Annotated in this window: 3 protein-coding genes, 2 tRNA genes and 3 rRNA genes (1 of these 8 only partly in view); all 8 read right to left on the reverse strand. The window is 57.2% G+C overall.

Annotation, left to right across the window (positions count from 1 at the left end; all coding sequences use genetic code 11):
* Positions 1–94: 94 nt before the first annotated feature.
* A complete protein-coding gene (gene recD / locus BLQ41_RS01155; RefSeq protein WP_090175844.1) occupies positions 95–2203 on the reverse strand; it encodes an exodeoxyribonuclease V subunit alpha in 2109 nt (702 codons plus the stop codon).
* Positions 2200–5889, reverse strand: a complete 3690-nt coding sequence (gene recB / locus BLQ41_RS01160; RefSeq protein ID WP_090175846.1) for an exodeoxyribonuclease V subunit beta — start codon at positions 5887–5889, stop codon at positions 2200–2202. The genes recD and recB overlap by 4 nt, the downstream gene beginning before the upstream one ends.
* Complete coding sequence (gene recC / locus BLQ41_RS01165; protein ID WP_090175848.1) at positions 5886–9335, reverse strand: exodeoxyribonuclease V subunit gamma; 3450 nt, start codon at positions 9333–9335, stop codon at positions 5886–5888. The genes recB and recC overlap by 4 nt, the downstream gene beginning before the upstream one ends.
* A gap of 156 nt (positions 9336–9491) precedes the next feature.
* Positions 9492–9607, reverse strand: a 5S ribosomal RNA gene (gene rrf, locus BLQ41_RS01170).
* Positions 9608–9783: 176 nt separating this feature from the next.
* A 23S ribosomal RNA gene (locus BLQ41_RS01175) occupies positions 9784–12675 on the reverse strand.
* A 250-nt stretch (positions 12676–12925) separates the two neighbouring features.
* Positions 12926–13001 (reverse strand) — tRNA-Ala (locus BLQ41_RS01180).
* 30 nt (positions 13002–13031) lie between these two features.
* Positions 13032–13108 (reverse strand) — tRNA-Ile (locus BLQ41_RS01185).
* An 82-nt stretch (positions 13109–13190) separates the two neighbouring features.
* Positions 13191–13276, reverse strand: a 16S ribosomal RNA gene (locus BLQ41_RS01190); it runs 1451 nt beyond the window's last position.
* The 16S, 23S and 5S rRNA genes sit together here with 2 tRNA genes alongside, the layout of an rRNA operon.

The raw sequence follows: 13276 nt of genomic DNA on the forward strand, positions 1-13276 counted from the left end.
GAAATGATGCCGCAACGATAGCATAGGGTCGGAACACCAGCGAGGACACGTGCGGCACCGATACGGCCAGTTCCCGCCATCCTGCGCCGTCCCTTCAATGACCCGGCTCGACGCCCTCTTCCCATTCCAGCATCAACCCGCTCAAGCGCTTGACCTTGCGTCGCACGGCCTCTTCAAACACCCCTGCTCGCGGCTCGATCAGAGTGAACCAGTGCTTGGCCCGGGTGATCCCGGTGTAGATCAGCTCCTTGGTGAGAACAGGGTTGAGCGCATCCGGCAGAATCAACGCCGTATGGGCAAATTCAGAACCCTGGGATTTGTGCACGGTCATGGCGTACACGGTTTCAACGTCGTTGAGTCGGCTCGGCAGGACAAAACGCACACCGCCCTGACCATCGTTGCGCGGGAACGCTACACGCAGCACATGCTTCCCAGGCGCCAGTCCATCGCGCTCCGGCAGTTTGAGGGCAATACCGATGTCACCGTTCATCAATCCCAGGCCATAGTCATTGCGAGTCATGAGAACCGGCCGACCTTCGTACCATTGCTGGTCGCTGTCGATCAGTCGAGCCTTGAGCAGCGCGGCGGTGACTCGCTGATTCAAACCCTCCACTCCCCATGGGCCCTTGCGTACGGCGCACAACAGCTGGAAGGCGTCGAAAGCCTGCAACACCTGGCGCGCCCAATCGGTCCAGCGTGGATCATCGAGCGAGCTGTCGAGCGGCGGACGCTGGCTGCGCAGCAGATGCAGGTAATGACGATAGCCTTGCGGCCCCTCGCCATGGCCTTCAAGCAGCAAGCGTTCAAGCGCCCGATCATGCTCACCTTTGAGGGGCAGAGAAAACACATCTTCGTGGCTTCGAGCCTGCAACAGCTTGCGAGCCTCTTCCGGCTGCTGCTGGTTGACCCAACGGGCCAACTGACCAATCCCGCTGCCCTCACCGAATCGGCGCGAGTGACGGAGCATCACGACTTGTTGGGCTAGGGGATGAGCACGGTCGGTGTCCTCCCGCAAACCGCTGGCGCTCAGGCTTTCGCCACTGATGGACTCAAGCCACTGCCGAGTTTGCGGGCTGTACCAGCCAGCCTCGGCATCGCGACACAGATCGCCCAGTACCGCGCCCGCCTCCACCGAAGCGAGTTGATCCTTGTCACCGAGCAACACCAGCCGGGCATGGGCCGGCATTGCGTCGAGCAGGTTTGCCATCATTTCCAGGTCGATCATCGAGGCTTCGTCCACCACCAGGACATCCAGCGGTAAGCGATTGCCGGCGTGGTGACGGAAGTGCCGAGTGCCGGGGCGACTGCCAAGCAAGCGATGCACGGTGGTGACGTCAGACGGTATTTTGTCTCTGACGGCGTCTGCGACTTCCAGTGTCCGGACTTGCTGGCTGATGGATTCCGTCAGCCGCGCCGCCGCTTTGCCGGTAGGCGCTGCCAGACGAATGCGCAGCGGCTTGCCCGCCGCCACTGCTGGCGCCTGGAGCAACGCCAGCAACCGCACGACCGTGGTGGTCTTGCCGGTGCCCGGTCCGCCGGTGACGATGCTGAACGCGCTGCGGGTGGCCAGGGCGCAGGCGAGTTTCTGCCAGTCGATCACTTCACCGGGCTTGGCCGGACCGAACAGACCCGTGAGGCGTTGGAACAGGTCATTCGGCGTAGTTTCATGTTCAGCCAGGCGCAAGCGCAGGGCATTGTCGATGCGCCTTTCGTAAGCCCAATAGCGGCGCAGGTACAGGCGCTTGCCCGACAGCACCAAGGGCCGAGATTGCGCCTCCTCTCGACCATCGACGGCCAGCGCTACCAGGCGACTGGACGCCAGGACCTTGCACCAATGCGCGCCGTCCAGCGCCTCAAGCAGTTGCGATGGCAACACCATCGCACCGCTTTGCACATCGCCTTCCGGCGGCAGCGACAAGGCGAAGTCCGGCTCTTTCAGCGTTTCGAACAAATCCAGGCAGACATGGCCGTGGCCCAGTTGGTGACTGGTCAACGCGGCGGCGAGCAGCACCAACGGATCATCGTCGGGGGCGAGTTCGTGGAGGAAGGCGACAAAGGCCTTGTCCAGCGCCCGCAGCCAGCCACGTTCCACCCAGCGAGTCAGCAATAGCAGCAGGTCATCTGCCCGAGTCAGGGGCGCCAGGTCCGCCAGGCTTTCGGCTGCCAATGGCGTGGGCAGCAAATCGGCGAAGGTGCGACTCATAACAGTTCTCCCTGTTCCCAGGCGGGTTCGGCCTTGGGTTCCGGCTTGCCTTGGAACAGCCGGTCAAGGCGCTCGATCAGCTCTCTGGGTGGGCGGGCGAAATACGCGCCTTGGGTGGGTGCACGCGTGCCACGCAGGAACAGATACAGCGCCCCACCAACATGCCGGTCGTAATCGTAATCCGGCAGTCGCGCCTTGAGCTGGCGGTGCAGGGCCAACAGGTACAGCACGTATTGCAGGTCATAACGATTGTCGAGAATCGACTGTTCCATGGCCTGCTCGGTGTAGGACGCGTCGTCGGGCCCCAGCCAATTGGATTTGTAGTCAGCGACGTAGTAGCGACCTTCGTGCTCGAAGGTCAGGTCGATGAAGCCCTTGAACATGCCGTTGAGCAATACCGGTTCGGCGGCCACCCGAGCGACGCCGTTATGGGTGTATTGGCGCACCAGTTCATCGAGCTTGAGCACATCGACTTTATGACTGGCGAACCAGAATTCCATCTCGACGCGGTACTGGGTGAGCTGCTCGAAAATGACCGGGGACTGCCCATCACCGATGGGCAACGCAGACTTGAGCAAGTGTTGCAGCCAATCGCTCAGCGTGGTGATCCAGCCTTCCCAGCCACGGCGATTGCAGCGACGGGCAATGGCGTCTTCCACGACTTGCGGGGCGGCGCAGAAACCTTCATCTCCGACCCATTCCAGCAAACCATGGAGAAAGGTCCCGGGGTTCGGGCCACGGGGGAAGCGATGAATATCAGCGCCACCGGCAACAACTTCTCGCGGCGCTTGTGGATCGAGGCGCTCGTCGTCAAAGAGCTTTTGCGCTTGCGGGTTCTCCGGGGCTTCATCGCTGCCCACGCTCAGAATGTCGCCAATGCGCAAGGCACTGTAGGAGGCGATCCACCAGTTTTCGCTCGCCTTGCGCTTGGGTATCAGCGGCGCAAGCAACTTCGCTTCATTGCGTGGCGGGTGATAGTGGTCGGCTGTCGCCTCAGGCATTTCCCCATAGCTCAGTGCCGGACAGTCTTGCTGAAGATCTTCCAGCCAGCGTTTCAGGCCTGCGGACTCGGTCAGCGGAGCACCGCCGCCCAGCAAATAACCCAACGCAGACAGGTGCAAAACCGAGCTGTTGTTATTGCCGCGTTTGAGATCGGTCACGCCGAGCCAGCAGGCATGTTGTGCCCGCGTCAGGGCGACGTAGAGCAACCGCAGGTCTTCGGCCAGACGCTCATCATCGGCGAGAGCAATCAATTCGGCAGTCGGCTTCAGGGTCACCTGAGCCTTGCCGTTTGCGTCGTGGAAATGCAGCGGTAAACGGCTGCCATCCACCGGTTTTGCCGAGCAGATGAAGGGCAGGAACACCAATGGATATTCCAGCCCTTTGGACTTGTGAATGGTCACGACCTTGACCAGTTGCGCATCGCTTTCCAGACGCAGGATCTGTTCTTCACCGGCCTGACCGGACAATGCCAAATGTTCGGACAGATGACGAATCAGCGCTTGCTCCCCATCGAGTTCGGCAGCGGCCTGCTGCAACAACTCCGACAGGTGCAACAAATTGGTCAAGACACGTTCGCCGTCACTGCGCGCGATCAATGCCTCGGGTAACTGGAAGTCATGCAACAGGCGCCGCAACATCGGCAACACGCCTTGCTTGCGCCACAGTTCGCGATATCCGCGAAACTGCATGACCCGCGATTCCCAGGCCAGCTCGTCTTGATTCAGACGTTCCAGTTCAGCCAGGGAAAGATTCAGCGTGATACAAGCCAGCGCGGCTCGAAGTGGTCGCTCGACATCCGGCTCGGCACAAGCCTTGAGCCAGGTCAGCAGGTCGTGGGCTTCCTGCGCTGCGAAGACCGAATCCTTGTCCGAGAGGTAGACGCTACGCACGCCGCGCGCAGAGAGTTCGCCACGCACGGCCTGAGCCTCTTTGCCGTCACGGACCAGAATCGCGATGTCGGCAGGCAAGAGGCGTCTGAAATCCTTGCCGTCTTCGATGAAACCCGCTCGACCTTCTTCGCCCCCGTTGAGCAACGCGGTGATTTCACTGGCACAGGCGGCGGCGAGTTGTTGTCGATACACCGCACCCGACAGCGGCTGCTCAGCGGACAGGTGCCAGATGTTCAGGGCGGGGACGACTTGGCCATCAACCTGCAGAACTTCTTTGCGACCTTGGGATTCAACGGGCAGGAACGGCACTGGATTCTCGCCGTTTTTTTCACGAAACAGGAACGCGCCGCGTCCCAGCTCACGAGACTCGGCACGCTCGAATACATGGTTTACCGCACTGACCATGCCGTGGCTGGAACGGAAATTTGTTCCCAGGGTATGCAAGCGGCCGGCAGTGGCCTGGCGTGCCCGCAGGTAGGTATAGATGTCGGCACCGCGGAACGCGTAGATCGCTTGCTTGGGGTCGCCGATCAGAAACAGGCCGCATTCGGGATTGTTGTCGTCGATGCGATAAATGCTTTCGAAAATCCGGTACTGCACCGGGTCGGTGTCCTGGAATTCATCGATCAGCGCCACCGGAAACTGCTCACGAATCAGAGTCGCGAGGCGCTCGCCACCATCGGACTGCAATGCCGCATCGAGGCGCAGCAGCATGTCATCGAACCCCATCTCCGCGCGGCGACGCTTTTCTTCCTCGAACCGTGCACTCACCCATTGAGCGGCGTGTTGCAGGACCGCCGCGTCAGGGGTAGGCAACCCATCAAGGCTGGCCTTGAGGCCGGGCATGGCCTCCAGACCAGGGTGACTGGGGGCGTCTCCCTTCCAGGCTTCGGCCATGCCATCCGGGGTCAGACGAGTGAAGCCGGTGCCGATATCCAGCTGCTCCAGGGACTCGTCTTCGGCCCAGGCCTTTATTTTTTCGAACCAGGGTTCGAAATAACGTGCCTGCATCTTCCGACCGTCGACGCTTTTACTCGCAACGCCTTGGTGACAGAGGGCAAGCAACTCGTCCGCCCATTGGCGCCAAGGCATCTTGAGTTCGAGCAACGCAGTTCGTCGCTCCTGCAGGCACTCGGTGATGAGGTCGGCAGGCTCTTTACCTTCGATACTGTCCCGTTCGCTGGCGAACAAACCACGTACACGAGGCAACAACGCCGCCGGACCACCCCAATTATTTCGCACCCAGTTCAGGGCATCGCCTTGCATCGGATAGCAGAACAGCCGCCAGTAATCGCGCAGCACTTCGCCCAGCAAATCGCTGTGATCGGTTTCAAGGGTTTGGGTAAACAGGCTGCCGCTGTCGAATGCATGCTCGCGCAACATGCGCTGGCACCAACTGTGAATAGTCGATACGGCGGCTTCATCCATCCACTGTGCGGCGATGTCCAGGCGGTTTGCGCAGCCTGACCACTGTTCCGGCAGATATTCATCACGCAGTTCAGCGATGAGGCTGTCGGGTGCCTTGATCTCCTCACGGAAGTACCGCGCGGCTTCAGCCAGACGTGTGCGAATACGTTCGCGCAACTCCTTGGTCGCGGCATCGGTGAATGTCACAACGAGGATTTGTGGCGGCAACAATTCACGCCCAAATCCACCCGATTCGCCACCGTGCCCGAGGACCAGACGTAGGTACAACGCGGAAATGGTGAAGGTTTTGCCAGTACCGGCGCTGGCTTCGATCAGTTGACTGCCACTCAGGGGGAATGCCAGGGCCAGTGGTGTTTTCGTGGTCATGCGCGCGCCTCCTCGCTGTTCAACGAACGCCAAGGGGCTTCGAGCATCGGCTTATACAAAGTGTTGCACCAGTGGTGGAAAGTATTCGCGGCAATCAGAGCATCGTAATCGGCGAATTGCCGAGCGAGTGCTGGGCTCTCACGGCGTTCGCCGTCGGTGGTTTGACCGTCGCCTTCATAGGCTTTTCGAGCAGCGTCGTCGGCTTTGACCGGGTCTGTCTGGGAGAGCCAGGCAAAGGCTGTTTTCACCGCGATCGGCAGCGGCTGGCACATGCCTTTCTTCCATGCTTGCAACAGTTGGCCCAAGGCGCGCAATGCTACCGCCTCCTCCAGCGGAGCCAGCAGCAGACTATCGTCACTGGCCACCAACGCCGTGGTCATCGACATGCCGCTGGCGCAGGCTACCAAGTGATTGACCCAAGGTCGCGTCAGGCGATGCCACTTGCGGGTCTTGATCGAACCAATGCTGTTGGGAATCGTGGTGACCGATAGCAAGCCGCCGTCTGCACGCTGATACAAGCCACTGAGCCAACCCTCCAGACGCAGACCTTCCAGCTCCAGGCTCACTGGCAACGCACTGGTGAGCGCTGTTGGCCATAACGTCAGCAGTTGTTGGTAGCGTTGCAACAGATCCGGCAATGGTTCGATCAACTCTCGCTGTAGAGATTCGCCAAACCCGGCCATGGGCAACAGACCACTGTTTTGCAGGCGCTTTGCCTGCGTCTCTAGCGCCGAATCGACATGCGCCAATTGCCCCAGCGCCGCGCCAAGCAAACTGTCACTGAGGCTATAGCGCTGAAGTGCGTCGAGTACAAAGGGCTCTTCATCGGCCAAAGGGGCTTCAGCCGCTTCGAAAAATACCTTCAGCCGCTGACTGAAAAAATGTCGCACCGGGTTACGCAGGAAATCCTGCAATTGACCGAGGCTCAGCGGTTCCTCTTGAATGTAGTCATCAAGCGTCTGAACATCCGTCGCCAGTTCACCGGTTTGATGCAGCACCTGCCACTCACTGGCGTAGCTGAACAGGTCATCGCCCTCATGAAAATAGCGCGCGCTGAAGGGTTGCAGTGGGTGCTCTTGCGTCATGGCTTCAAGCAGGTCACTGCCGTTTGCTAATCGCCAGCCACTGGCGAGGTGGTCGCGAAGTTGGCCAATCAATACTGAAGCCGGGCGCTCACTGTTGTCCCGGATACTGCGACCGACCCAGCTGATATACAGTTGGTTGCGAGCCGACAACAGCGCCTCCAGCAACAGATAGCGGTCATCCTCACGCCGGGAACGATCACCCGGGCGGTAGTCGCTGCCCATCAGATCGAAGTCCAGCGGTGGTTGCGCTCGTGGGTAATCACCATCATTCATGCCGAGCAGGCAGACGAGTTTGAACGGGATCGCCCGCATCGGCATCAACGTGCAGAAGTTGACCGCCCCAGCCAAAAAACGCTGAGACAGGCGCCCCTGGTCGAGTCCTGCCAGCCACGCTTCACGGACCACGGTCAACGGCAGGTCATCATGCAAGCCTACTGATTCGCAGGTCTCAAGCCAGGTTTCACGCAATTCTTCCAGTTGGGCCAGCAGGTAATCGTCATGCTCATTGCTGGCCTGGAAAAACAACTGCACCAACGCCTGCATCCTGACGCCCCATTGCTTGGGTGGCGCAGGTTGCATCAGTTCCTGATGGGCAACCTCCAGCGCGTCCAGCAATGCAACCAAAGGACCGATGAGCGCGGCGTCCAGACCGCCAATTTCATCGTAAGGCTCGATACCTTCGCAGGCACTGGCGCTGCCAACGGCATAGCCGAGCAGCATCCGGCGCAGGCCGAAACGCCAACTGTTCTGCTCTAGCGCTTCAGGCAATCCCAAACCAGCACGCTGTTCGGCATTCATGCCCCAGCGAATGCCGGCGCCTTCGATCCAGCGGTGCAGGGTCGGCAGGTCACGCTCTTCTACACCGAAGCGAGCACGCAGTGCGGGAACGTCCAGCAGGTCGAGGATCTCGCTGACGGGGAAGCGGCTGTCGGGGAGCTTCAACAGATGTTCTACGGCAATGAGCAGCGGATCACGACCGCGCTGGCCTTGGTCCGCGAGCGTGAACGGTATGAAGCGCGGATCGAAGCGATCCAGTTGGCCGAATACTGCGCGGATATGCGGCGCGTAGCTGTCGATATCCGGGACCATCACAATCACGTCGCGTGGCTTCAACTGAGGATCAGCACTGAAGCGTGCGAGTAACTGATCGTGGAGGATCTCTACTTCACGCTGCGCGCTATGGGCGATGTGGAAGCGGATCGACTCGTCCTGACTCAGATCGACGGCCGACCACTGCTCGCGAGTCTCGTTCAGGGGACGTAGCTCAAGGATGTCGTCTTGCAGTTGGTTGAGCATGTTCCGTGGCTGGCTATCGCTGAACAAATCGATCCGCCCATCACGAAATGCCGAACGATAGCTATTGGGGTCGTCGTAGCTGTCGAGCAGATTAATGTAGTCCCGCCCCTGCTTGCCCCAGGCTGCCAATAGCGGATGGGCATGTTGATGCAGGGTTTGTGGATCGAGCACGACAGGCATGCCGCTCTTTCGGGCCTGACGTTTGTATTGATGCCGCAACAGGTCTTTATCGGCGACGATGTCCGCCCAATGGTGACGACATGGGTTGTGTACGCAAAGCAAGACCTGGCTGAATCGGGCGAGTCCGGCAAGAGCTTCCAGGGCTTGAGCGGGGAGAGAGGAGATCCCGAAAACGATCACACGGGAAGGTAATCCTTTGGGCGCCACGTCGAGGCTGTTGATACGCTCAATAAATCTCTGATGGACTCCGGCACGACTTTGAGCCATGCCTTGTTCACCCACATCCAGCAACAACGCACGCCACAGTTCTGCCTGCCAACAGTTGGCCGGGGTGAGGGGCTTGGCCTCGCCTCTGACGCTTCGTAACTGATGACGACCTTCCGCCCAATCCTCCAGCCAGTCGGCCCGGTACACCTGGTATTGGTCGAACAGGTCTGCCAGTCGCTCTGACAACTGGTAGCGCTTGCGTAGATCAGTGTCGTTGGTGAGGAAGCGTTGCAGCGGTTCGAAATGTGGTTGATTGATCAGCTGCGGGAGCAGTCGCATCAGACGCCAGGTCAGCGGCGCTTTATCGAGCAGGGATTTGACCGGAATTTCATCACGCCCCAGAACCATGCGATAGAGCTGCCACATGAAGCTGCCCGGTAACTGAACATCGATGGCCGCTGCGATACCGCAGCCGCCCATATCGTCATCTTCCGGGTCTTCGGCCAACGCGAGTTTTAGCCATTGAGCGATGCCATTACTCTGAACCAGGGCGATTTCATTTTCCAAGGGAGCTAGCGGGTAGTTCCGCATTACGCTGATCACCAGGCTACGCAGTTCATCCAGACTGTTGCTTTGAACCACCATAAAACCGGCATTGAGGGACGCGGCGTCCGGCATAAAAGCTTCCTTGGGAAATTACAAAATCTAGGGCCGAACCTTAGCACTGTCGGGAGACTGTGACAGCCGGAAGCCGTCTGAAGATGCTGTACGAACTTTCCTGCGGGCAAAACAAAACCCCTACCTGCATACGCAGATAGGGGTTTCGGAATTTAATCTTGACGATGACCTACTCTCACATGGGGAAACCCCACACTACCATCGGCGATGCATCGTTTCACTGCTGAGTTCGGGATGGGATCAGGTGGTTCCAATGCTCTATGGTCGTCAAGAAATTCGGTAGCCAGGTCGTGTTCTCTTGCGAGGCCACGCTCCAGCGAATGGGTATGTGATAGCTTTTGGTGTTTTGCGAGTCTTCTCGAACTTTCGGTTCGTTTCGTCTTCACACACCGCAATCTGGTGCTCTTTCGCCTTTCAGCTCGAAGCAAGCAAATTGCTTGGGTGTTATATGGTCAAGCCTCACGGGCAATTAGTATTGGTTAGCTCAACGCCTCACAGCGCTTACACACCCAACCTATCAACGTCGTAGTCTTCGACGGCCCTTCAGGGGACTCAAGGTCCCAGTGAGATCTCATCTTGAGGCTAGTTTCCCGCTTAGATGCTTTCAGCGGTTATCTATTCCGAACATAGCTACCCGGCAATGCCACTGGCGTGACAACCGGAACACCAGAGGTTCGTCCACTCCGGTCCTCTCGTACTAGGAGCAGCCCCTCTCAAATCTCAAACGTCCACGGCAGATAGGGACCGAACTGTCTCACGACGTTCTAAACCCAGCTCGCGTACCACTTTAAATGGCGAACAGCCATACCCTTGGGACCGGCTTCAGCCCCAGGATGTGATGAGCCGACATCGAGGTGCCAAACACCGCCGTCGATATGAACTCTTGGGCGGTATCAGCCTGTTATCCCCGGAGTACCTTTTATCCGTTGAGCGATGGCCCTTCCATACAGAACCACCGGATCACTAAGACCTACTTTCGTACCTGCTCGACGTGTCTGTCTCGCAGTCAAGCGCGCTTTTGCCTTTATACTCTACGACCGATTTCCGACCGGTCTGAGCGCACCTTCGTACTCCTCCGTTACTCTTTAGGAGGAGACCGCCCCAGTCAAACTACCCACCATACACTGTCCTCGATCCGGATAACGGACCTGAGTTAGAACCTCAAAGTTGCCAGGGTGGTATTTCAAGGTTGGCTCCACGCGAACTGGCGTCCACGCTTCAAAGCCTCCCACCTATCCTACACAAGCAAATTCAAAGTCCAGTGCAAAGCTATAGTAAAGGTTCACGGGGTCTTTCCGTCTAGCCGCGGATACACTGCATCTTCACAGCGATTTCAATTTCACTGAGTCTCGGGTGGAGACAGCGCCGCCATCGTTACGCCATTCGTGCAGGTCGGAACTTACCCGACAAGGAATTTCGCTACCTTAGGACCGTTATAGTTACGGCCGCCGTTTACCGGGGCTTCGATCAAGAGCTTCGCGTTAGCTAACCCCATCAATTAACCTTCCGGCACCGGGCAGGCGTCACACCCTATACGTCCACTTTCGTGTTTGCAGAGTGCTGTGTTTTTAATAAACAGTCGCAGCGGCCTGGTATCTTCGACCGGCATGGGCTTACGCAGTAAATGCTTCACCCTCACCGGCGCACCTTCTCCCGAAGTTACGGTGCCATTTTGCCTAGTTCCTTCACCCGAGTTCTCTCAAGCGCCTTGGTATTCTCTACCCAACCACCTGTGTCGGTTTGGGGTACGGTTCCTGGTTACCTGAAGCTTAGAAGCTTTTCTTGGAAGCATGGCATCAACCACTTCGTGTTCTAAAAGAACACTCGTCATCAGCTCTCGGCCTTAAGATCCCGGATTTACCTAAGATCTCAGCCTACCACCTTAAACTTGGACAACCAACGCCAAGCTGGCCTAGCCTTCTCCGTCCCTCCATCGCAATAACCAGAAGTACAGGAATATTAACCTGTTTTCCATCGACTACGCTTTTCAGCCTCGCCTTAGGGACCGACTAACCCTGCGTCGATTAACGTTGCGCAGGAAACCTTGGTCTTTCGGCGTGGGTGTTTTTCACACCCATTGTCGTTACTCATGTCAGCATTCGCACTTCTGATACCTCCAGCAAGCTTCTCAACTCACCTTCACAGGCTTACAGAACGCTCCTCTACCGCATCACCTAAGTGATACCCGTAGCTTCGGTGTATGGTTTGAGCCCCGTTACATCTTCCGCGCAGGCCGACTCGACTAGTGAGCTATTACGCTTTCTTTAAAGGGTGGCTGCTTCTAAGCCAACCTCCTAGCTGTCTAAGCCTTCCCACATCGTTTCCCACTTAACCATAACTTTGGGACCTTAGCTGACGGTCTGGGTTGTTTCCCTTTTCACGACGGACGTTAGCACCCGCCGTGTGTCTCCCATGCTCGGCACTTGTAGGTATTCGGAGTTTGCATCGGTTTGGTAAGTCGGGATGACCCCCTAGCCGAAACAGTGCTCTACCCCCTACAGTGATACATGAGGCGCTACCTAAATAGCTTTCGAGGAGAACCAGCTATCTCCGAGCTTGATTAGCCTTTCACTCCGATCCACAGGTCATCCGCTAACTTTTCAACGGTAGTCGGTTCGGTCCTCCAGTTAGTGTTACCCAACCTTCAACCTGCCCATGGATAGATCGCCCGGTTTCGGGTCTATTCCCAGCGACTAGACGCCCTATTAAGACTCGCTTTCGCTACGCCTCCCCTATTCGGTTAAGCTCGCCACTGAAAATAAGTCGCTGACCCATTATACAAAAGGTACGCAGTCACCCAACAAAGTGGGCTCCCACTGCTTGTACGCATACGGTTTCAGGATCTATTTCACTCCCCTCTCCGGGGTTCTTTTCGCCTTTCCCTCACGGTACTAGTTCACTATCGGTCAGTCAGTAGTATTTAGCCTTGGAGGATGGTCCCCCCATATTCAGACAAAGTTTCTCGTGCTCCGTCCTACTCGATTTCATGACTAAGAGATTTTCGCGTACAGGGCTATCACCCACTATGGCCGCACTTTCCAGAGCGTTCCGCTAATCTCAAAGCCACTTAAGGGCTAGTCCCCGTTCGCTCGCCACTACTAAGGGAATCTCGGTTGATTTCTTTTCCTCAGGGTACTTAGATGTTTCAGTTCCCCTGGTTCGCTTCTTAAGCCTATGTATTCAGCTTAAGATACCTAACTTATGTTAGGTGGGTTCCCCCATTCAGACATCTCCGGATCAAAGTCTGTTTGCCGACTCCCCGAAGCTTTTCGCAGGCTACCACGTCTTTCATCGCCTCTGACTGCCAAGGCATCCACCGTATGCGCTTCTTCACTTGACCATATAACCCCAAGCAATCTGGTTATACTGTGAAGACGACATTCGCCGAAAATTCGATAATACTCAATTAAGAGCAACTCACAAATTTTACCTTAGCCTGATCCGTTACCAGTGAAAGTAACGTCCAGTCTATCTTTCTATCACATACCCAAATTTTTAAAGAACGAACTAGTCAAAGACTAGAAATCAACATTCACCATCATCACGATGGAATGCTCATTTCTAAGCTTTACACAATCAGAAGCAGTTAGTGGTGGAGCCAAACGGGATCGAACCGTTGACCTCCTGCGTGCAAGGCAGGCGCTCTCCCAGCTGAGCTATGGCCCCGTATTTCTACAGGCGTTTCCCACACAAAATTGGTGGGTCTGGGCAGATTCGAACTGCCGACCTCACCCTTATCAGGGGTGCGCTCTAACCAACTGAGCTACAGACCCAATTTCGGGCTGCTTCTTATCGTCTTCTTCAATGAATCAAGCAATTCGTGTGGGAACTTATGGAGCAGCTGATGTCGTCGATTAAGGAGGTGATCCAGCCGCAGGTTCCCCTACGGCTACCTTGTTACGACTTCACCCCAGTCATGAATCACACCGTGGTAACCGTCC

Origin of the sequence: Pseudomonas arsenicoxydans, assembly GCF_900103875.1 — a bacterium.
In the GTDB taxonomy this organism is placed as follows: Bacteria; Pseudomonadota; Gammaproteobacteria; order Pseudomonadales; family Pseudomonadaceae; genus Aquipseudomonas; species Aquipseudomonas arsenicoxydans.

Excerpts from the sequence above, each read along its gene's own strand:
- recD (WP_090175844.1), bottom strand. The coding sequence starts at position 2,203 with ATGAGTCGCACCTTCGCCGATTTGCTGCCCACGCCATTGGCAGCCGAA.
- recB (WP_090175846.1), bottom strand. The coding sequence starts at position 5,889 with ATGACCACGAAAACACCACTGGCCCTGGCATTCCCCCTGAGTGGCAGT.
- recC (WP_090175848.1), bottom strand. The coding sequence starts at position 9,335 with ATGCCGGACGCCGCGTCCCTCAATGCCGGTTTTATGGTGGTTCAAAGC.